The organism is Mycobacterium sp. Aquia_213 (genome assembly GCF_026625985.1).
In the GTDB taxonomy this organism is placed as follows: Bacteria; Actinomycetota; Actinomycetes; order Mycobacteriales; family Mycobacteriaceae; genus Mycobacterium.
Genome location: NZ_CP113116.1, coordinates 4,137,200 through 4,158,065, shown reverse-complemented (window position 1 = coordinate 4,158,065; position 20,866 = coordinate 4,137,200). Strand labels below are relative to the sequence as shown.

Here is a 20,866-nt window from a genome sequence, read left to right as displayed (position 1 = left end):
CGCGGCCTCGGCGGTGATCCGCGAGGTGCTACGCCTGCGCGACGCGCGCGTTGAGGTGCGTGAGCGCGGCCTCGGCGCCGTTCCACCCGGGGATGCCTGTCACCCCCGGACCCGGATGCGTGCACTGTCCGCAGAGGTAGAGCCCGTCGACCGGGGTGGCGAACTTGTCGGCCCCCTCGACCACGCGGCCGGTCCACAGTTGGTTGGGCTGCAGCAGGCCATGCGAGTAGTCGCCGGCGTGTGCGCTGAAGGTGCTGCCGAAGTAGCGGTTGGAGAACACCACGCGGTTGGTGACGGAGTCGGCGAAGCCCGGCGCATACGTGTCAAAGATTTTCACGCAGGTGTCCGCGTATTGCTCTTTCCAGCTTCGGTTTTCGTCGGCGTCCAGCCCGGTCGGGAAGTAGGGCGTGAAAATCGTTGCGCTGTGCTTGCCTTCGGGCGCCAGCGACGAGTCGACCATGCTGGGGATGTACAGGTACGTGGGAGGTGCATCGGGCAGCATGCCCTTGCGGTACTGCTCCCACGCGTCGCTGATGTATTCCGGCGACGGTGCATAAGCGACGGTCGGACACCATTGCCCGTTGTCCTGCAGGTAGGGCTGCAGGCGCTCGATCCATTGCGGCGCTTGGTCAATGGTGAGATGGGCCTGAATGTAGCCCAGGTTGAAGTTGATCTCCTTGATCTTGCGGATGTAGTCCGGTGGAAAGTTCTGCGCGCCGGCCAGATTCACGAAGGTGGTGTACGGGTCGAGCGACGACAGCACAACGTCAGCGGAAATCGTTGTGCCATCGCGTAACTCGACCCCGGTGGCGCGGGCGTTCTCGACCAGGATTTCCTTCACGTGCTGCTTCATCTGCACCTCGGCGCCCAGCGACTCGGCGCGCCGGCACAGCGCGGTGCTCAGTGAGCCGATGCCACCGCGCGGCATGATGTATTCGACGTTGCCGCCGCCGATCAGGTAGTGGTACAGCGTCGACGCATTCGAGCCCGGGGTCCACGGGCCGCCGTCGAACGCGTCGATCGACATCGCCGCCAGCGAGCCCTGGATGCAGCGGCCCTGGTCGGGCGCCAGGAAGCGGCGGACCGTGTCCATCGTGCTGCCGTACCACATTTGGGCGAAGTCGTGGCGGTCCTGCGGCGTGGGCTGGGAGGCGATCACCTCGATGATGTCCAGCGGCGGGCCGAACGCCGAGTCGACGAAATACGGTGCGAAGCGCCCGATGTGGGCGAACAACCCACCGAGGCCGGTCGCGACGTCGGCTCCGTGATCCTCGAGGAGATGGCGTCCCATCCGCTCCAGGTCGTTGTACATCACGAACGGGGTGTCCTCGGCGTCGCCGAAGGTACATGTCGATGTCCACTGATCCATCAGCTCGAAGCCCCACTTGGTCAGCTCCAGGCGTTCGGTCATCTCCTGGCGCCAGATCAGCACGGCCCAGGCGCCGACACTGTGCTTGTAGCCGTCGAAGAGTTCGCGGGTCGCGGCCATGCCGCCGAGGAAGTGTGCGCGTTCTAGGACAAGCACTTTCGCGCCGGCCTTGGCCAGCACATTCGCGGCAACCAAACCATTGTGACCTGCTCCGATGATGATCGCGTCATAGTCAGCCATGCTCACTCCTCCGGTGATAATCCGTCGACAGAGGCACAATGTCACATGTGACATATTTGCGTCAATGGTGACATTTGGTGGATGCTGACGACGTGGAATCTCGTAGTCAGCGCACGCGTCAGGCGCTCTTGCAGGCGGCGATGAAGCGCTTCGTCGCCGACGGCGTGCACCAAACCAGCGTTTCGGACATCGTCGCCGATGTCGGGGTGACCGAGAGAACCTTCTATCGGCACTTCCCGTCCAAGCACGCGGTGATCTTCGCCGACTACGACATCGGGTTCGAGTGGTTCGCTCGCGCGCTGGCACTGCGCCCGCATGGCGAGCCCATCACCGCGTCGGTGCGAAAAGCCGTGGACGCCTTCCCTTTTGACTTCGCGATGGTCCGTGAAGCCGCCACCATCCGCTCGCGCGACCTCGACCAGGACATCATCACCACGCACATCGGGCGGATGCGCGACCAGGTCGCCGACGAGATCAGCCGATTCATCCACGAACGATCGAAGCCGACGGCCGACGGGGCGATGATCGCCGACATCGCGGCACACAGTTTGGCCACCGCGGTGTTTGCCTCGCTGGAAGCGTGGATGAGCAAAGGTGGTGAGGACATCGACGAGCTGAGCCGGCTGACCGACATCGCGCTGAGCGCGCTGGAAGACGGCCTCACGCACACGTTGCAACACGCCGGATTGGACTAAAAGCTGCGACACGTAGACACAACTTCTTGTGTTGCGCCGGCTTGTCGGCCCCCAGGGGTAGTGTTTGTGGTCCGAGTAACAGCAAGCAGTTCAGCAGCCAAAACAGTGTGTGAAGTGGGGTTCTGGTGACCGAAAACATGAAGCTGATCGACCGCGCTTCGGCGATCAACTGGAACCGGGTACAAGACGAGAAGGACGCCGAGGTCTGGGACCGGTTGACCGGAAACTTCTGGCTGCCCGAGAAGGTGCCGGTGTCCAATGACATTCCGTCGTGGGGAACGCTGACCGCCAACGAGAAGCAGCTCACGATGCGCGTCTTCACCGGGCTGACGTTGCTGGACACCATCCAGGGCACCGTCGGTGCGGTCAGCCTGATTCCCGATTCGCTGACGCCGCATGAGCAGGCCGTCTACACCAACATCGCGTTCATGGAGTCGGTGCACGCGAAGAGCTACAGCTCGATCTTCTCCACACTGTGCTCGACGGCCGAGATCGACGACGCCTTCCGCTGGTCGGAGGAGAACCCCAACCTGCAGCGCAAGGCCGAGATCGTGATGGAGTACTACCGGGGCGACGAGCCGCTCAAGCGCAAGGTGGCCTCCACACTGTTGGAAAGCTTCCTGTTCTACTCCGGATTCTACCTGCCCATGTACTGGTCGAGCCGGGCCAAGCTGACCAACACCGCCGACATGATCCGGCTGATCATCCGCGACGAGGCCGTCCATGGTTACTACATCGGCTACAAGTTCCAGAAGGGCCTGGCGCTGGTCGACGAGACCAAGCGCGCCGAACTCAAGGACTACACCTACGAACTGCTCTTCGAGCTCTACGACAACGAGGTCGAGTACACCCAGGACCTCTACGACGAGGTCGGGCTGACCGAGGACGTCAAGAAGTTCTTGCGCTACAACGCAAACAAGGCGCTGATGAACCTGGGCTACGAGGCGCTGTTCCCGCGCGACGAGACCGACGTGAACCCGGCGATCCTGTCGGCGCTCTCGCCCAACGCCGATGAGAACCACGACTTCTTCTCCGGCTCGGGCTCGTCCTACGTGATCGGCAAGGCCGTCAACACCGAAGACGAGGACTGGGACTTCTAACCGCGGCGCTAACTCGACGCGCGCACGGTATCGGCCGACGGCGAGATCCCGCGATCGAATGCGAGCTGTTTCTTTCGCATCTTTCGCACCATGGGCGAACACCCTATAAGGGCGATAATCGCCGAATTCACGATGTTGAATGGAAACTTCATCGGTCGTGTGATGTCGAGGAACAAGACCACGCGGGTTTCGCTGGTGTCATTCCACACCTCATGCTCGTACGTGTCATCGAACATGAGCGACACGCCCTCTTCGAATTTAGCGGTCTGGTCGCCGACGCGGATTCCACATTCGCCGCTCCGGGGGACGAGGAGCGGGAGGTGGTAGCGCATGACGCCGCGATACGGGCCCCGGTGCGGCGGAATCCTCTTGCCGGGGGACAGGATTGAAAAGAACGCGGTCTTCATGCCCGGTATGTCTTGCAGCAGGCGAGTGGTCTCGGGGCATTGTTCGCACTGCTTTTCGAAGCGCTGGCCGTAGATGTAGAAAAAGTGGCTGAGCCATTTATCGTCGTTGGTGATCGGCTTCGCCGTCTCGATGATGTCCTGGTGACTCGGAATCGTCTCGGCATCCGACAGTATGGCCTTCAGCTCGGACTGCACCGTGACCCACTCCGCGACGATGCGCTCGTGCCATGGGAATTGGGAAGGGTCGATAAAGGGCGTGGTCTCGACTTTCGAGAACCGCTTGGGAACGCACCAGTCGGTCACCTTCACAAGCCGCGCGAGACAGAACAGCACGACAAATTTCACGATCTGAAGCGCTTTGGGGGTGCGGTCTGCGTTCGCTGTTATCGCGTTGGTGGTGGCCATGGACGGTCCTCGTTCGTCAAAGCATCGCCTAGGGTGCGGCAATGAAAGTTGGACGAGTGTATGCGCTGTGCGATGGATCACATGTGAATTTGGCAAGAATTAGGCAAGTCCAGGTCAGGGCAGGATGTGCAGGGTGAGCAGTGACGATCCCGTGGGTGCAACAGACTTCCGTCGCGCCTTGGCGCTGATTCAGCACGGCGAGCGCGGCGACGAGGCCGGCATGCGCGTCATCATCGACGACGAGGTCCTTCCGGGCGAACGGCTTCCGCAGTTGATCCGCGCCACAGTGTCGATCTTTTGGCAGCTGGTGGCTCAGTTGTGCGAACCAAACGAAATCGCGGAGATCGGCCAAACCCTGACTTCGGCGTCCACCGCCGATGAGTTCGATCTCGACGCCGACAACCGGCTGGTGGCCCGGATGGCGATGGCACAGCATGCGGAAGATCCCGGCGTCGAGTATGAGGTGCTGGGCGACGCGGCCAGCGCGCCGGACGGTCTGGTCCGCCTCGCGCTCACCGCCGCCGGTGTCGTCTCCGCGATGCTGCCGCAGTTACGCACCGATGTTGGCCGGCAATTGCTCAACAACTTGGCGATGCAAGCTTTGCGCGAGGAGAACGGCTGATGCGCAACTAGCTGGATGCCCACATTTTGCGTTGTCTTAGGCGAACGCCGATAGCCTGCCGCCCATGGCAACGGCTATCGACGTTCGAGACCGTAAAACCCAAGCGCTTCCGTTTAATGGTGGATGCCGCGAATGCAGTAGGCCGCGGCGCAACCGGCCCGAGGTGGCCGGCCGCCCAGGACCCCGGCACGTCCCACTGCCGACGCCGGCGCCCTCCCCGAATCCGCCGCCGGACGGTGTCCGAAAGCGCCACGGAATACGTTGGTGGTTAACCGAACTCGTCATTCCCACTGTCGTCGCGCTGGTCACCGGTGCGATCGTGGCGGCCGGCACCATCAAGGGACAGGCCCTACTCGATGACGCTCGCGAGGACCGCGCGTTGCGGCTGGAAAATCTCCGATTCGTCCGCGACCATTCGACCGCCGATCCCAATCAGCCGCGACCATTCGGCGGTCTTGATCTGAGCGGGCAACACCTGCGCGGGCTGCAATTGGCGAACGCCAACTTCGACGATGCCAACCTCGAGGGAGCAATCTTCAATAACTCGAATCTGCACCGCGCCAGTTTCAATTACGCCCGGCTCATCAACGCGAATCTTGTCGCTACCGATCTCTCGGAAACTGATATGGAGGGCGCCGATCTGAGCGGCGCGGACTTGGATCGCGCCAACCTTGCGGGGGCAAACTTCGATCAGACCGCGCTGTATGGGGCCAACCTGAAAGCCGCCAATCTCAGCGGCGCGTCGTTGAGGTGCATCTACTACGACGCTTCCACTTCGTGGCCACCCGGGTTCGTCCCTCCGCCAGGTCGTGACCAACGGTGTGCGGCCAGGGCAGGGCTGCACCGCTAGCGGTACCGCGATGCGGTCTGCCGGGCACCCGCCGCAGGCGTGGGAGGCTTCAGCTAATGCCGCAGACGCCCATGCCGTCCGGGCAGTTGATCGTGCATCCCGCGGTCGCGACGGAGGTAAACGCGAGAACCAGGGCGACGAGGAGTTTGCTCGTGAGACCAGACATGACCACTCCGTTCTGCCGGGCCGGGCCCGGGCCGTCCCCCGGCTCGCTCATCGTAATTCGCTGGAGCAGCAAAGAGAATGGATTTTGCCCGGACGGCCCGCCGACCGCCGACGCCGGATTTCTAGCGCCAGATGTTCAGGTCGTGAACGGCATGTGAATTGTCACCAAGGTCCGACGCCACGGCGGCACCCCTACCGTGAGACTGGTGGGGTGTCGGAACATCATGCTCACAAGCACGCGAAATTCCTCAAATCAGTGATCCGCTGGCTGGACGTCGGCTACCCGCAAGGCGTTCCCGGCCCCGACCAGGTGGCCTTGTTCGCCCTGCTGCGGAGCACCCCCCTAACCCCCGAGCAGATCGAAGAGGTCGCTCACAAGATCGCCGCGAAGGAATCGCAGCCAGGAGCTGACGGCGTCGTCAGCAAGGACGAGATCGCCGAGTTCATCACCAAGGTGACCCACACCGAGCCCGGCAAAGAGGACATTCAGCGCGTGGCCGCCACGCTGGCCGCCGCCGGCTGGCCGCTGGCCGGGATCAGCGTCAGCTCGGTTGCTCCCGACGACGAGCACGCCGCCGCGGCCGAAGAGATCGGCTGGCGGCGCGACGACGTGGCCGAGGGCGCGTCACAGGGTTGAGATGTCGATGACGAAGCGGTAGCGCACGTCGCTGGCGAGCACCCGCTCGTAGGCCTCGTTGACGTAATCCGCTTCGATGACCTCGATTTCGGGGGTCACGTCGTGCTCGGCGCAGAAGTCGAGCATCTCCTGGGTTTCCGCGATACCGCCGATGTTCGACCCGGACAGGCTGCGGCGTGCCAGCGCCAGCGGGAACGCCCCGATCTCCATGGGGTGCTCGGGGATGCCCAATTCGACAAGCGTGCCGTCGACGTCGAGCAGGCCCACATAATCGTCGAGCTTCAGGTTCGCCGAGACGGTGTTCAGAATCAGGTCGAAGCTGCCGCGCAACTTCTTGAACGTGTCGCGCTCGGCGGTGGCGTAGTAGTTGCCGGCTCCCAGGCGCAGCCCGTCTTCCATCTTCTTCAGCGACTGCGACAGCACGCTCACCTCGGCGCCCATCGCCGCGCCCAGCTTGACTCCCATGTGGCCGAGACCACCCAGCCCGATGATCGCCAGCCGCGTGCCCGGTCCGGCCTTCCAGTGGCGTAGCGGTGAGAACAGCGTGACGCCCGCACACAGCAGCGGTGCCGCTTTGTCCAGCGGCAGCGAGTTCGGGATGCGCAGCACGAAGTTCTCGTCGACGACGATGGCCTGGCTGTAGCCGCCCATCGTCGGGGTGCCGTCCTTGTCGGTGGAGTTGTAGGTGAAGGTCGCGCCCCGCTTGCAGTACTGCTCGAGACCGGCCTTACAGCTGCTGCACTGACCGCAGGAGTTCACCATGCAGCCCACGCCGACGTGGTCGCCCACCTTGTGCTTGGTCACCTCGGCGCCGACGGCGGTCACCACGCCGGCGATCTCGTGGCCGACGACGACGGGGTAGTTCGGCACGCCCCATTCGGATTTGGCGGTGTGGATGTCGGAGTGGCAGATGCCGGCGAACTTGATGTCGATCGCGACGTCGTGCGGGCCCGGATCGCGGCGGGTGATCGTGGTCTTGGTCAGTGGCTCCGTCGCCGAGGTGGCGGCATACGCGGAAACAGTGCTCATGGCAAATCCCTCTTCGATTCGATTGCGTCCGAGAAAAGCTTAGCTAAGGTAACGGTTTTAGGCCAATCGGGTGCCGCACATGAGCCTATGACGAGGTGTGCGTACGGACCGGCTGCCGCTAGTTGATAGCCGCGTTGACCAGGCGCAAGTCGTCCACGATGCCCCGGGCCGCGATCACGCCCTCGCCGGTCTGCCATACCTCGTCGTTGACGATGTAAACGCGGTTGTCGCGGTTGGCGGACAGCTTGCGCCACGGGTCGCTGTCCAAAATCGTTGCGGCCCGGTCGGCAGCGGCGCGGGTGGCGCAGGACATATAGATGACGTCGGCCTCGGCCGCCGAGAAATCCGGGTTCTTCGCCAGGTCGGCGTCGGTCGCGCCGATCTCGATGTAGGGCTTGTCGGTGAACCGCTGGGAAGCCGGCCGGTCCACCCCGACCGCGCTGAGCACACTGGCCGGGAAGTTGTTGGCGCCGTAGATCCGCAGGCTGTTATCGGTCAGCTGGACAACCGACGCCTGGAAGTGAGCGGCGTCGTGGGAGGCGCCGATCTGGTTGGCCCGCTGGGTGAAACCGCCGATCAACCCGTCGACGGCGCCGCTGCGTGCCGTCGCGCCGCCGACAATGCGCAGGTTGTCCTGCCACGCCGCGCCGGGTGCCGCGGTGAACACCGTCGGGGCGATCGCCGCCAGCTTCGGATAGGTCCTCGGCGTCAGCGCGACCGAGCCCAGGATCAGATCCGGGTGCAGCGCGGCGATCCCGCGCACGTCGGGATTGCTCCGGCTGCCGACACCGGGCAGCGCGTGCACGGCCTCGCCCAAATAGGACGGCTGACTCGACGAACCGTCCGGCAGCGCCGCGGCGACCACCCGCGACTGCAGGCCGAGCGCGCACAGGGCGTCGAGCTGATCGCCGGAAAGCACCACGATGCGCTGCGCCTCCGCGGGCACCTGGACCGAGTCCGGAGTGACCCCCGCGGCGTTGTGGGCCTGCCGGGTCGCCGGCCCCGAATCGGCCGGCGCCGCCTCCCGCGCGCACGACTCGTCGGGCTTGCGGTCATTGCCGAGCACCCCGGCGCCCGCGATTTGCGTGGTGGGTGTGACCAGCGGCCGGGTCGACGGCCCCTTGGAGCCGGACTGCCCGGATCCGCAACCGCTGCACACCATGACCCCGGCCGCCGCGATCGCGGCGATGGCCACCAGGTGGTGCTTGACGGGTCCCTTGATGGGCCTCAGGGTGGGTCGCCTACCGCCGGATTGCACGCGTTCGACGCTAACATCTGGCCAGCTCGGAACCGGTCTGCCGGCTCGGCCCGGCGCCCCGGATGAGCCAATTACGACAGTTTGTAGGACCAGGCCTGCCAGCGGCGTGATCGGGGGCTAAGATTCGAGGGAACCCCTGTCTGGGATGGATGTTTGGAGGAGCTGTTGACAGCCGAAGCGCCCCCGTTGGGAGAACTCGAGGCCGTTCGGCCGTACCCGGCCAGGACCGGTCCCAAAGGGAACCTGATCTACAAACTGATCACGACCACCGATCACAAGCTGATCGGCATCATGTACTGCGTCGCGTGCTTCATCTTCTTCTTTATCGGCGGGCTGCTGGCGCTGTTGATGCGCACCGAGTTGGCCGCGCCGGGTCTGCAGTTCTTGTCGAATGAACAGTTCAACCAGCTGTTCACCATGCACGGCACGATCATGCTGCTGTTCTATGCGACCCCGATCGTGTTCGGCTTCGCCAACCTGGTGCTGCCGCTGCAGATCGGTGCGCCCGACGTGGCGTTCCCGCGGCTGAACGCCTTCTCGTTCTGGTTGTTCCTGTTCGGCGCCACGATGGGGATGGCCGGTTTCATCACGCCGGGCGGCGCGGCCGACTTCGGCTGGACCGCCTACACGCCGTTGACCGACGCGATCCACTCACCGGGCGCCGGCGGCGACCTGTGGATCATGGGACTGATCGTCGCGGGTCTGGGCACCATCCTCGGTGCGGTCAACATGATCACCACCTGTGTGTGCATGCGCGCACCCGGGATGACGATGTTCCGGATGCCGATCTTCACCTGGAACATCATGGTGACCTCGATCCTGGTGCTGATCGCCTTCCCGCTGCTGACCGCGGCGCTGTTCGGACTGGCCGCAGACCGCCACCTGGGCGCCCACATCTACGACTCGGCCAACGGCGGAGTTCTGTTGTGGCAACACCTGTTCTGGTTCTTCGGTCACCCCGAGGTGTACATCATCGCGCTGCCATTCTTCGGCATCGTCTCGGAGATCTTCCCGGTCTTCTCCCGCAAGCCGATCTTCGGCTACACCACGCTGGTCTACGCGACGCTGTCGATCGCCGCGCTGTCGGTCGCGGTGTGGGCGCACCACATGTTCGCCACCGGAGCCGTTCTGCTGCCGTTCTTCTCGTTTATGACGTACCTGATCGCGGTGCCGACCGGGATCAAGTTCTTCAACTGGGTCGGCACAATGTGGAAGGGCCAGTTGACCTTTGAGACGCCGATGTTGTTCTCCATCGGCTTCATGGTCACCTTCCTGCTCGGTGGACTGACCGGTGTACTGCTGGCCAGCCCGCCGCTGGACTTCCACGTTACCGACAGCTACTTCGTGGTCGCGCACTTCCACTACGTGCTGTTCGGCACCATCGTGTTCTCCACCTTCGCCGGAATCTACTTCTGGTTCCCGAAGATGACCGGGCGGCTGCTCGACGAGCGGCTGGGCAAGCTGCACTTCTGGCTGACCTTCATCGGTTTCCACACCACGTTCCTGGTGCAGCACTGGCTGGGCGACGAAGGCATGCCGCGCCGCTACGCCGACTACTTGGCCACCGACGGTTTCCAGGGACTGAACATCGTTTCGACGGTGGGAGCATTCATCCTGGGCGCTTCGATGTTCCCGTTCGTATGGAACGTCTTCAAGAGCTGGCGCTACGGCGAAGTGGTCACCGTCGACGACCCGTGGGGTTACGGCAACTCGCTGGAGTGGGCAACCAGTTGCCCGCCGCCTCGGCACAACTTCACCGAGCTGCCCCGAATCCGTTCGGAGCGGCCGGCTTTCGAGCTGCACTACCCGCACATGGTGGAGCGCATGCGCGCCGAGTCGCACGTCGGTCGGTCCCACGGGAAAGAGGGCCACGACGTCACCAAGCTCGACGACGTCGACGTCCGCAGCTAATGGCCCATCGCGGCGGCAATCGCGAGTGAACACACCACCCAAGGTGTCGGTGCTGATCACCGTCACCGGCGTGGATCAACCGGGTGTGACGTCGGCGCTTTTTGACGCGCTCTCCGGGCACGGAATCGACCTGCTCAACGTCGAGCAGGTCGTCATCCGGGGCCGTCTGACACTGGGCGTGCTGCTGTGCTGTCCACCGGAAGTCGCCGAAAGCATCGTGCTGGGCGACGACGTCGAGGACGCCATCCACGCGGTGGGCCTCGACGTCACGATCGAGCGCAGCGAGGCCGTGCCGATCATCCGCGAGCCGTCCACGCACACCATCTTCGTGCTGGGCCGGCCCATCACGGCGGGGGCGTTCGGCGCGGTGGCCCGCGAAGTCGCGGCGCTCGGCGTCAACATCGACCTGATCCGCGGCGTCTCCGACTATCCGGTGACCGGCCTGGAGTTGCGGGTCTCGGTGCCGTCGGGAGCCGACGGCCCGCTGCGGACCGCGCTGAACAAGGTGTCTTCCAACGAGGGCGTCGACGTGGCGGTCGAGGACTACAGCCTGGAGCGGCGGGCCAAACGGCTGATCGTGTTCGACGTCGACTCGACGCTGGTGCAGGGCGAGGTCATCGAGATGCTGGCGGCCAAGGCCGGCGCCGAGGGCAAGGTCGCCGCGATCACCGAGGCCGCGATGCGCGGTGAGCTGGATTTCGCGGAGTCGCTTCGGGAGCGGGTCGCGACCCTGGCGGGATTGCCCGCCACCGTGATCGACGAGGTCGCCGATCAGCTGGAGCTGATGCCCGGCGCCCGGACCACCCTGCGGACGCTGCGGCGCCTGGGCTATCACTGCGGCGTGGTCTCCGGCGGGTTCCGGCGCATCATCGAACCGCTGGCCGAGGAGCTGATGCTGGACTTCGTCGCGGCCAACGAGCTCGAGATCGTCGACGGCAAACTCACCGGCCGGGTGGTCGGCCAGATCATCGACCGGCCCGGTAAGGCCAAGGCGCTGAGGGACTTTGCGCAACAGGCCGGGGTGCCGATGGCGCAGACCGTCGCCGTCGGAGATGGCGCCAACGACATCGACATGCTGGCCGCGGCCGGGCTGGGGGTGGCGTTCAACGCCAAGCCGGCGTTGCGTGCGGTCGCCGACGCGTCGTTGAGCAGCCCGTATCTGGACACGGTGCTGTTTCTGCTCGGCGTCACCCGCGGCGAGATCGAGGCCGCCGATGCCGTCGACGGCGAAGTGCGCCGCGTCGAGATTCCGCCCGAGTAGGTGCGCACTGGACCGACCCGGCAGCCATCCCACTCTCGCGGTACGGCACGATGATCGGGTGCCCGAAACCGGTCCCGAAAGCTCCGAAACCGGCACTGCCGAAGCCGACCCCGATCTGCTGATCGACTTCAGAAATGTCTCGCTGCGACGCGGCGAGCACGTCATGGTCGGGCCGCTGGATTGGGCAGTCGAACTCGACGAGCGCTGGGTGATCATCGGTCCCAATGGGGCGGGCAAGACGTCGCTGCTGCGCATCGCGGCGGCGGCCGAACACCCGTCGTCCGGCATCGCGTTCGTGCTCGGCGAGCAGCTGGGCCGGGTCGACGTGTCGGAACTGCGGGCCCGGATCGGGCTCAGCTCTTCGGCTTTGGCGCAGCGAATCCCCTCCGATGAAGTCGTGCGCGACTTGGTCATCTCGGCCGGCTACGCGGTGCTGGGCCGTTGGCGGGAGCGCTACGAGGACGTCGACCATCAACGGGCCGTCGACATGCTGGAGAGCCTGGGCGCCGAGCACCTCGCCGACCGCACCTACGGAACGCTGTCCGAAGGGGAGCGCAAACGGGTGCTGATCGCCCGCGCGCTGATGACCGACCCGGAGTTGCTGCTGCTCGACGAACCCGCCGCCGGCCTGGACCTGGGCGGCCGCGAGGAATTGGTGTCGCGGCTGACGGACCTAGCCGCCGACCCCGACGCGCCCGCCCTGGTATTGGTCACCCACCACGTCGAGGAGGTTCCGCCGGGCTTCAGCCACTGCATGCTGCTGTCGGAGGGACGGGTGGTGGCCGCGGGGTTGCTGGCCGACGTGCTGACCGCCGAGAATCTATCGGCCGCTTTCGGTCAGTCGATCGCTCTGGACGTGATCGACGGGCGGTACTTCGCGCGGCGGGTCCGTACCCGCGCGGCGCACCGGAGGAGGCTGGAATGAACACCATCCCCGAGCCGCTACCGACCCGGCCGGCGGCCACCGTAATGCTGATCCGCGACGTGCCCGGCGGCGTGAAGACCTTCCTGATGCGCCGCCATTCGAACATGGAGTTCGCCCCCGGCACGATGGTTTTCCCCGGTGGCGGGGTGGACGACCGCGACCGCAATGCCGATATCGCGTGGGCCGGTCCGCCGCCGGACTGGTGGGCACAGCGGTTCGGCATCGACACCGAGCTGGCCGCGGCGCTGGTGTGCGCGGCGGCCCGGGAGACCTTTGAGGAGTCCGGGGTGCTGTTCGCCGGCCCCGCCGATGACCCGGACGGAATCGTCCGCGACGCCTCGGTCTACGCCGATGCCCGCCGCGCCCTCGACGACCGGACGCTGTCGTTCGCGGACTTCCTGCGCCGCGAAAACCTGGTGCTGCGCTCGGACCTGCTGCGGCCGTGGGCCAACTGGGTCACCCCGGAAGCCGAGCGCACCCGTCGCTACGACACCTACTTCTTCGTCGGCGCCCTGCCGGAGGGCCAGCGGGCCGACGGGGAGAACACCGAATCCGACCGGGCCGGCTGGTCGACACCGCAGGCCGCGATCGACGACTTCGAGGCCGGGAGTTGCTTCCTGCTGCCGCCGACCTGGACCCAGCTGGACTCGCTCGCGGGACGCACGGTCGCCGAAGTGCTGGCCGTCGAACGCCAAATCGTCCCGGTGCAACCACATTTGGAGATCCAGGGGGATAACTGGATCTTCGAGTTCTTCGACTCCGACCGCTACCACCAGGCCCGGGAAAAGGGCGGCATGGGGTGGCGGCATTGAGCGAGTTCGTCCACGTCGTGGTCAGTGACGGCTCGCAGGACGCCGGCCTGGCCGTCCTGCTGGTGTCGCGGCCGCCCACCAACACGATGACCCGGCAGGTCTACCGAGAGATCGCGGCCGCCGCCGCCGAGCTGGGGCGGCGCGACGACGTCGCCGCGGTGATCCTGTTCGGCGGTCACGAGATCTTCTCGGCCGGCGACGACCTGCCCGAGTTGCAGACGCTGAGCGCGGCCGAGGCCGAGTTCGCCGACCGGGTGCGCGCCGAGGCCGTCGACGCCGTTGCGGCCATCCCGAAGCCGACCGTCGCGGCGGTCACCGGCTACGCGCTGGGTGCGGGGCTGACGCTGGCGCTGGCCGCCGACTGGCGGATCAGCGGCGACAACGTGAAATTCGGGGCGACCGAGATTCTGGCCGGCCGGATCCCCGGGGGTGGCGGCATGGCGCGCCTGACCCATGCGGCCGGGGCGAGCAAGGCCAAGGAGCTGGTGTTCAGCGGGCGTTTCGTCGACGCCGAGGAGGCCTTGGAGCTGGGCCTGATCGACGAGATGGTGGCCCCCGACGACGTGTACGACGCCGCCGCGGTGTGGGCGCGGCGCTTCCTGGAGGGGCCGCGTGACGCGCTGGCCGCCGCCAAGGCCGGCATCAACGCCGTTTCCGGTTAGCTGCCGCGCCGCTCAGACAAAATGCGAGCCTTGTCGACTCTGGCTGCTATGAGGGAGGCGAGTAGTCGCGGAATTCGGTGATTAGCCCACCCGCGGTGTCGTTCGCGGCAAATTCAGCGCCCGCCATGGCGGATTTGACTGCACTTGTCTGCGCACGTCGGGCCAAGACGGTGATGGCTCCATCGAGGGCCGCATGGGCAGCACCGACGGCGCCGGATGTCGACTGAACTGGTCGCCCAACACGGGGCAGCGGAGGCGCTGCCACCAACTCCGCCGAAATCGTCTCGCAGTGCGCCGCCAATACCTGAAGCCCCGCATCACTGACCCGAAGAGCATCGGCCACGTCGATGAGTTTAGGCCGGTACTGGCGATGAGCACTTCACCTCGTTCCACGGCGGATCGGTCGCCGATTAGGCTGCCCTGCATGACCGACGTAACTCCGGCGGCCCAGGTGACGGCCGATCAGGTCGAAGCCGCGCGGCACGACACCAAGCTCGCCCAGGTGCTCTACCACGACTGGGAGGCCGAAACCTACGACGAGAAGTGGTCGATCTCCTACGACCAGCGCTGCGTGGATTACGCCCGCGGCCGCTTCGACGCCGCCGTGCCCGACGAGGTCCAGCGTGAACTGCCGTATGACCGTGCTCTCGAATTAGGCTGTGGCACAGGGTTTTTCCTGCTCAACCTGATCCAGGCCGGCGTGGCGCGGCGCGGGTCGGTCACCGATCTGTCACCCGGCATGGTCAAGGTCGCCACCCGCAACGGGCAATCGCTGGGCCTGGACATCGACGGCCGGGTCGCCGACGCCGAGGGCATCCCGTACGACGACAACACCTTCGACCTGGTGGTCGGCCATGCCGTGCTGCACCACATTCCCGACGTCGAGCTGTCGCTGCGCGAGGTGATCCGGGTGCTCAAGCCCGGCGGCCGGTTCGTCTTCGCCGGCGAGCCGACCAATGCCGGCGAGGTCTACGCCCGTTCGTTGTCCACGCTGACCTGGCGGGTGGCCACCAACGTCACCAAGTTGCCCGGCCTGGGCGGTTGGCGGCGCCCGCAGGTCGAGCTTGACGAATCCTCGCGCGTCGCGGCGCTGGAAGCCATCGTCGACCTGCACACCTTCGCCCCCGAGGACCTGGAGCGGATGGCCGCCAACGCCGGCGCCGTGCAGGTCGAGACCGCCAGCGAGGAGTTCACCGCCGCGATGTTCGGCTGGCCGGTCCGCACCTTCGAGGCGTCGGTGCCGCCGGGGCGGTTGGGCTGGGGCTGGGCAAAATTCGCCTTCAACGGCTGGAAGGCGCTGAGCTGGGTCGACGCCAACATCTGGCGGCACGTGGCGCCGAAGGGCTGGTTCTACAACGTGATGGTCACCGGGGTCAAACCCTCCTGAGTGCTGGCCTGCGCTTCACCGCCGACGACGTCGGTTACCTGCGGTCGCAATCGGGTGTCGCGGCGCTGGCGGCGGTCGCCGAATTCGCGTTGACCGACGCCACCCGGATCGCCGATGTCGCCGCCGTGCGGGCTCGTTTCGGCGACCGGGCGCCGGTGCTGGTGGAAACCACGCTGCTGCGCCGCCGTGCCGCCGACAAGTTGGGGGAGCTGGGGGTTTCCGGCTGGCTCTTTACCGACGAAGCGCTGCAGCAGGCCACCGCGGCGCCGGTGGCGCTGCACCGGGCCCGACGGCTGAGCACGGCCGGCGCGGTGGTGCACGATGCGACCTGTTCGATCGGCACCGAAGTGGCCGCGCTGCGCGACGCGGGTGTCCACGCGGTGGGCAGCGATATCGACCCGGTGCGGCTGGCGATGGCTGCCCACAATCTGGGCCCCGGCGCGGTCCTTTGCCGCGCCGACGCGCTGCGCCCGGTGACCCGCGAGGCGGTGGTCGTCGTCGACCCGGCGCGCCGCAGCGGCGGGCAACGCCGGTTCAACCCGGGTGACTACCAGCCGGGCCTGGGCGAACTGATCGACTGCTACCGGGGCCGTGATCTCGTCGTAAAGTGCGCTCCCGGAATAGATTTCGATCAACTGGCACGGCTCGGTTTCGACGGCGAAATCGAGGTGACGTCGTATCGCGGTTCGGTGCGCGAAGCGTGCCTGTGGGGAGGCCGGCTGGCCGAACCGGGTGTGCGCCGACGCGCCAGCGTCCTGGATCGCGGCGAACAGATCAACGACACCGAGCCCGACGACTGCGGGGTGCGTCCGGCCGGGCAATGGATCGTCGACCCGGACGGCGCCGTGGTCCGGGCCGGCCTGGTGCGCCACTACGGCGCGCGGCACGGGCTATGGCAACTCGACCCCGACATCGCCTATCTGTCCGGCGACCGACTGCCGCCGGACGTCCGCGGCTTCGAGCTACTCGAGCAGCTGGAGTTCGACGAGCGCCGGCTCCGGCAGGCGCTTTCCGCGCGCGACTGCGGGGCGCTGGAGATCCTGGTGCGCGGTGTGCGGGTTGACCCCGATGCGTTGCGGCGACGGCTGCGGCCGCGCGGCAGCCGGTCCCTGTCGGTGGTCATCACCCGCCTGGGCTCCGGGGCTGCCGCGCGTGCGACCGCGTATGTGTGCCGCCCGTCGCGGTAGTGCCCCTGTACGCTGTCGGCGGTCACTTTCCGGGGGACCTCGCCTTTTGAATCGACGAGGACAATTCGAGTTATGCGTTATCTGATCGCGGCCGCGGTGCTGGTCACCACGGTTCTGCTGGGCTGGCCGGCTGCCGCCGACCCGCCATCGTGTGCCAGCGTGGGCGGCACCGTCGACGCCGGACAGCTGTGCCACATCCATACCACCGGCTCGACCTACACGCTGAACATGACGTTTCCGGCCGACTATCCCGACCAGCAGCCGCTGACCGACTACATCGCGCAGAACCGCGACGGATTCCTCGCCGTCGCGCAGACCACCGGGCCCCGCGACCAGCCCTACCAAATGGAGGCGACCACCGAGCAACACTTCGCTGGTCAGCCGCCGCACAACACCCGCAGCGTGGTGCTCAAGTTCTTCCAGGACGTCGGCGGATCGCACACGTCCACCTGGTACAAGACGTTCAACTACAACCTCGGAACCAGGCAGCCCATCACCTTCGACAACCTGTTCGCCCCCAACACGTCGCCGCTGGAGACGATCTTCCCGCTGGTCGTGCGCGACCTGGAACGGCAGAACGCGCTGAGTGCGGCGATCTTGCCGTCGTCGGGCCGGGACCCGTCGCACTATCAGAACTTCGCCATCACCGACGATCAGCTGATCTTCTATTTCGCGCCGGGGGAGATGCTGCCCGCGTTCGCCGGCCCCTGTCAGGCCCAGGTGCCGCGCAACGCGATCCCGCCGCTGGCTGTTTAGCGGGCTTAGGCCGGCGCGAAGCCGTAAACCTGACCGTCGCTGGTCGCGGCCACCACCCGGCGGTCGGTGCCGATCGCGATTCCGACGGGGTAGCCGGTGGCCGCGGGTAGCGGGTAGCTGTTGATCGGGTGGCCGTTGCCCGGGTCGAACACCAGCAACGACATGCCGGGAGCATCGTCGTGGGGCGGCCCGCTCACTACCGCGTAACCGACGCCGCCACCGGCCAGCCCCGACGACGACAACGGGGTGACGTCATCGCGGCGCCAGACCTGATCGCCGTGATCGCCGGCATCCTTGAAGGCCACCAGCCGGGTGTCGGGTCCACCGCCGGACACGATCAGGCCCTGCGGGGTGACCGCGGGCGGCGTCTGGGCCAGGAATCCCAGCGGCGCGGACCACTTCGGTTTCCCGTCGGCGGCCGACAGTGCCCACAGCCGTTGGTCGCGGCCGTTGACGTAGACGGTCGATCCGTTGGCCGACAGCACCGGGCTGGAAATCACGCCGGCGCCGACCGCGTCGGTGCTCCACTCCCGGGTCAGCAGCGGAGTCTGCCCGCGGTGAAATTTGAGCCCGACCAGTTCGGCCGCCGGAGCGCCCGGCTGCCAGACGCCGAGCACCGCCACCCCGCTGGCCGCCGAGAAGGCCGGCGCGGCCGCGACCGGACAGCCTTGGCGCGCCGGGGCGCAATCGGCCAGCCCGCGGGTCGCGTCGGTCGGGTCGACCCCGTCGACCAGGTCCAGCGGACTGCCGACCACCATGCCGCGGTGTGCGTCGAAAACCAGCACCTGTCCCAGGTGTGTGCTGACCAGCAGTTGTCCGTCCGAGAGAAACCTTGGGGTGGAAGGCATTCCGATCACCGGCTGGCGCCACCGCGTCCATTGGGTCACCGGGAAGGACAGGAAGGCTCCAGGCTGGCCGACGTAGAGATTGTCGAAGCCGTCGAACAAAGGACCGCCGAAACCGCCGCCCTGGAACAACCGCACGCACCAGCGTTGCCGGCCGTAGTCGTCGTTCTCCCATTCCATCAGCGAGCATCCGGCCGGAGTCTGCGCGTTCAGGGCGAGGTAATTGCTCGAGCCCAAGGCGGGTCCGGCCCCCAGGCTGCCCTTGACCGACCGCGTCCATTGCAGGGACAGCTTGTTGGCGCCGCCCGTCGAGGTGTAGCTGCTGTTGGCCGCGTCGGCGTATTGCGCCGACCAGCCCGGCGCGGGAGCGGCCTGCACCCACGAGTCGGTGTTTCCGCAACCGCCGAGCCCAGTGGCCAGCACAGCTGCCAGCACTACAGATGAGCAACGCCGAAGCCCACTGACGTGTTGTCGGGCAAGCACCTTGGGTTTCCCAAATCCTTCGTCCAAGGCGGGCCGCTCGAGGGCGGACCCGGCCGTTCGGCAGCGATTGAGTACAGGTGAGGGTAACCCGTGGCGGTTCGCGCACCGTTGATTGACCGCGTTAGGCTTTCCGGCTGTGACGAGCATGTGGGGTGCCCCGGTACACCGCCGTTGGCGGGGCCACCGGCTGCGAGACCCACGCCAGGCCAAGTTCTTGACGCTGGCCTCGCTGAAGTGGGTGCTGAGGAACCGGGCGTACACACCGTGGTACCTGGTGCGCTATTGGCGGCTGCTGAAATTCAAGCTGGCCAATCCGCACATCATCACTCGCGGAATGGTGTTCATCGGGAAGGGTGTCGAGATCCACGCCACACCCGAGCTGTCGCAGCTGGAGATCGGCCGCTGGGTGCACATCGGCGACAAGAACACGATCCGCGCGCACGAGGGCTCGCTGCGGTTCGGCGACAAGGTCGTGCTGGGCCGCGACAACGTGATCAACTGCTACCTCGACATCGAGCTCGGCGATTCGGTGCTGATGGCCGACTGGTGCTACGTCTGCGATTTCGACCACCGGATGGACGACATCAACCTGCCGATCAAGGACCAGGGCATCATCAAGACCCCGATCCGCATCGGACCCGACACCTGGGTCGGGGTCAAGGTGACGGTCTTGCGTGGCACGTCGATCGGACGGGGCTGCGTGCTCGGTTCGCACGCGGTGGTGCGCGGCGTCGTTCCCGACTACTCGATCGCGGTCGGCGCGCCGGCCAAGGTGGTCAAGAACCGGCAGCTGTCCTGGGAGAGTTCGGCCGCGCAGCGGGCCGAATTGGCCGCCGCCCTGGCGGATATCGAACGTAAGAAGGCGGCCCACTGACGTCACCGGGCTGGCGTCCCTACGCTCCCAAACCGGCACGTGCCGGGTGGGATGTGGCGCTGTCCATCGTGCTGATGGTCGTTACTGTCGTCGGCTGGGGCGTGGGCGCCGGCATGGAGTTCATGTTCCTGGCCTTCACGGACTACTGCCCGCCCGAGCATTGCAGCGCGGAGCACGCCGCGGCGTCGGTCGTGATCTCTGTATTGGTGGCGGCCGCGTGTGTGCTCATCGGGTGTATCGCGACGATCATCCGGCTGGTGCGCCGACGGTCGGGCTGGCCCTTCGCCGTCGCGACGCTAGCCACATCCGCCGTGGCTGAACTGCTGGGAGTGGTGGGGTACTTTGCGGCAGTTGGCCACTGATCGTTAGGGCGATGACGGCTGGTCGTCGACGACGAAGTGATAGTCGACGACGCCGGCGTCGACGCCGGTGACGGACACGTTCACCCCGTAGGTCTTGCCGTCGCTGACGAGCTTGCACCGCAGCGTCGCGCCCGTCACGCCCTTCAGGTTGTCGGGGCAGGTCACCGATTCGGGCGTGGTCCCGAACTGCTGGGTGAGGTTGTTGCTGATCGTGCTGGCGACCTGGGCTTTGTCGACCGTCTCCGCCATGTCGAACTTGACGTTGCTGCCCTCGACGCTGGTCACGGTGACGTTGACGCCATAGGTGGTGCCCTTGACCTTCATCGAGCAATTCAGCTGCGCACCGACTTTCGCGTCCAGGTCGCTCGGGCAGTCGACCGAGTCGGGTTTGTTGCCCTGGGCATCGGTCAACTTCTCGGTGATCTGGCTGGCGACGTCCTTCTTCGCCACCGAATGCGACGACGATCCGATCGAACATGAACAGGCGCCGGCGCTGGCCATCAGCCCCGCGGCAGCACCTGAAATCAGCAACGTCCGAACGATCGAGCGGGCCATATCGCCTCCCTGGCGCTTTGACTTGACGACTGTGAATCGGCTGATAATTACATGCCAAACAGCTGCAGG

At 66.2% G+C, this 20,866-nt stretch carries 20 protein-coding genes and 1 pseudogene; 15 read left to right on the top strand and 6 right to left on the bottom strand.

The features are described from left to right. Positions 1-28: 28 nt before the first annotated feature. Entirely contained in the window at positions 29-1,609 is a 1,581-nt protein-coding gene (locus tag LMQ14_RS19280) for a phytoene desaturase family protein (RefSeq protein ID WP_267731120.1), read from the bottom strand. Between the two features lie 77 nt (positions 1,610-1,686). On the opposite strand from LMQ14_RS19280, the gene LMQ14_RS19275 reads away from it, so the two are divergent. Then, complete coding sequence (locus tag LMQ14_RS19275) at positions 1,687-2,304, top strand: TetR/AcrR family transcriptional regulator (RefSeq protein WP_267731119.1); 618 nt, start codon at positions 1,687-1,689, stop codon at positions 2,302-2,304. Between the two features lie 125 nt (positions 2,305-2,429). Further along, positions 2,430-3,404: a class 1b ribonucleoside-diphosphate reductase subunit beta gene (gene nrdF, locus LMQ14_RS19270; protein WP_267731118.1), complete on the top strand. Its 975-nt coding sequence runs from the start codon at positions 2,430-2,432 to the stop codon at positions 3,402-3,404. Positions 3,405-3,412: 8 nt separating this feature from the next. Here nrdF and LMQ14_RS19265 read toward each other — a convergent pair whose 3' ends face one another. After that, entirely contained in the window at positions 3,413-4,216 is an 804-nt protein-coding gene (locus LMQ14_RS19265; RefSeq protein ID WP_267731117.1) for an aspartyl/asparaginyl beta-hydroxylase domain-containing protein, read from the bottom strand. Positions 4,217-4,349: 133 nt separating this feature from the next. Between LMQ14_RS19265 and LMQ14_RS19260 the strand changes: the two genes are divergently transcribed. From LMQ14_RS19260 to LMQ14_RS19250, 3 genes are all read left to right on the top strand, one after another. Then, a complete protein-coding gene (locus tag LMQ14_RS19260) occupies positions 4,350-4,838 on the top strand; it encodes a hypothetical protein (protein ID WP_267731116.1) in 489 nt (162 codons plus the stop codon). 64 nt (positions 4,839-4,902) lie between these two features. After that, positions 4,903-5,688: a pentapeptide repeat-containing protein gene (locus LMQ14_RS19255; protein ID WP_267731115.1), complete on the top strand. Its 786-nt coding sequence runs from the start codon at positions 4,903-4,905 to the stop codon at positions 5,686-5,688. A 376-nt stretch (positions 5,689-6,064) separates the two neighbouring features. Beyond that, a complete protein-coding gene (locus LMQ14_RS19250) occupies positions 6,065-6,490 on the top strand; it encodes a DUF3349 domain-containing protein (RefSeq protein ID WP_267731114.1) in 426 nt (141 codons plus the stop codon). Here LMQ14_RS19250 and LMQ14_RS19245 read toward each other — a convergent pair. Beyond that, positions 6,479-7,519, bottom strand: coding sequence for an NAD(P)-dependent alcohol dehydrogenase (locus LMQ14_RS19245; protein ID WP_267731113.1), 1,041 nt, complete (start codon positions 7,517-7,519; stop codon positions 6,479-6,481). The two genes, LMQ14_RS19250 and LMQ14_RS19245, sit on opposite strands and share 12 nt — an antisense overlap. Positions 7,520-7,637: 118 nt before the next feature. Next, complete coding sequence (locus tag LMQ14_RS19240) at positions 7,638-8,681, bottom strand: iron-siderophore ABC transporter substrate-binding protein (RefSeq protein ID WP_267735597.1); 1,044 nt, start codon at positions 8,679-8,681, stop codon at positions 7,638-7,640. A gap of 261 nt (positions 8,682-8,942) precedes the next feature. Between LMQ14_RS19240 and ctaD the strand changes: the two genes are divergently transcribed. The 8 genes and pseudogenes from ctaD (at position 8,943) to LMQ14_RS19200 (ending at position 17,678) form a co-directional block, all read left to right on the top strand. Further along, positions 8,943-10,688 carry a cytochrome c oxidase subunit I gene (gene ctaD / locus LMQ14_RS19235; protein ID WP_267731112.1) on the top strand — a complete coding sequence of 582 codons (1,746 nt, stop codon included), beginning with the start codon at positions 8,943-8,945 and terminating at the stop codon, positions 10,686-10,688. A gap of 25 nt (positions 10,689-10,713) precedes the next feature. Continuing rightward, the gene (gene serB, locus LMQ14_RS19230; protein ID WP_267731111.1) at positions 10,714-11,949 is read left to right on the top strand and encodes a phosphoserine phosphatase SerB; all 1,236 of its coding nucleotides are present in this window, start codon (positions 10,714-10,716) and stop codon (positions 11,947-11,949) included. A gap of 58 nt (positions 11,950-12,007) precedes the next feature. Continuing rightward, entirely contained in the window at positions 12,008-12,874 is an 867-nt protein-coding gene (locus tag LMQ14_RS19225; protein WP_267731110.1) for an ABC transporter ATP-binding protein, read from the top strand. Next, the gene (locus tag LMQ14_RS19220) at positions 12,871-13,686 is read left to right on the top strand and encodes an NUDIX hydrolase (protein WP_267731109.1); all 816 of its coding nucleotides are present in this window, start codon (positions 12,871-12,873) and stop codon (positions 13,684-13,686) included. Before LMQ14_RS19225 ends, LMQ14_RS19220 begins: the two co-directional genes overlap by 4 nt. Continuing rightward, positions 13,683-14,339, top strand: a pseudogene (locus LMQ14_RS19215) (enoyl-CoA hydratase); the annotation flags it as partial. The gene LMQ14_RS19220 and the pseudogene LMQ14_RS19215, both read left to right, overlap by 4 nt. Before the next feature lie 433 nt (positions 14,340-14,772). Beyond that, positions 14,773-15,735, top strand: a complete 963-nt coding sequence (locus LMQ14_RS19210; RefSeq protein ID WP_267731108.1) for a class I SAM-dependent methyltransferase — start codon at positions 14,773-14,775, stop codon at positions 15,733-15,735. Then, the gene (locus LMQ14_RS19205; protein WP_267735596.1) at positions 15,693-16,922 is read left to right on the top strand and encodes a THUMP-like domain-containing protein; all 1,230 of its coding nucleotides are present in this window, start codon (positions 15,693-15,695) and stop codon (positions 16,920-16,922) included. Before LMQ14_RS19210 ends, LMQ14_RS19205 begins: the two co-directional genes overlap by 43 nt. Before the next feature lie 72 nt (positions 16,923-16,994). Then, positions 16,995-17,678: an esterase gene (locus LMQ14_RS19200; RefSeq protein WP_267731107.1), complete on the top strand. Its 684-nt coding sequence runs from the start codon at positions 16,995-16,997 to the stop codon at positions 17,676-17,678. A 5-nt stretch (positions 17,679-17,683) separates the two neighbouring features. Here the strand turns inward: LMQ14_RS19200 and LMQ14_RS19195 are convergent, their stop codons facing one another. Further along, positions 17,684-19,006: a PQQ-binding-like beta-propeller repeat protein gene (locus LMQ14_RS19195; RefSeq protein ID WP_420714544.1), complete on the bottom strand. Its 1,323-nt coding sequence runs from the start codon at positions 19,004-19,006 to the stop codon at positions 17,684-17,686. A 136-nt stretch (positions 19,007-19,142) separates the two neighbouring features. Here LMQ14_RS19195 and LMQ14_RS19190 point away from each other — a divergent pair, with 136 nt between their 5' ends. Both LMQ14_RS19190 and LMQ14_RS19185 read left to right on the top strand, forming a co-directional pair. Beyond that, positions 19,143-19,880, top strand: coding sequence for an acyltransferase (locus tag LMQ14_RS19190; RefSeq protein ID WP_267731105.1), 738 nt, complete (start codon positions 19,143-19,145; stop codon positions 19,878-19,880). Positions 19,881-19,933: 53 nt separating this feature from the next. Next, complete coding sequence (locus LMQ14_RS19185) at positions 19,934-20,242, top strand: hypothetical protein (protein WP_267731104.1); 309 nt, start codon at positions 19,934-19,936, stop codon at positions 20,240-20,242. Positions 20,243-20,245: 3 nt separating this feature from the next. On the opposite strand, the gene LMQ14_RS19180 is transcribed toward LMQ14_RS19185, so the two are convergent. Next, positions 20,246-20,797, bottom strand: a complete 552-nt coding sequence (locus tag LMQ14_RS19180) for a DUF4333 domain-containing protein (RefSeq protein ID WP_267731103.1) — start codon at positions 20,795-20,797, stop codon at positions 20,246-20,248. Positions 20,798-20,866: the final 69 nt, after the last annotated feature.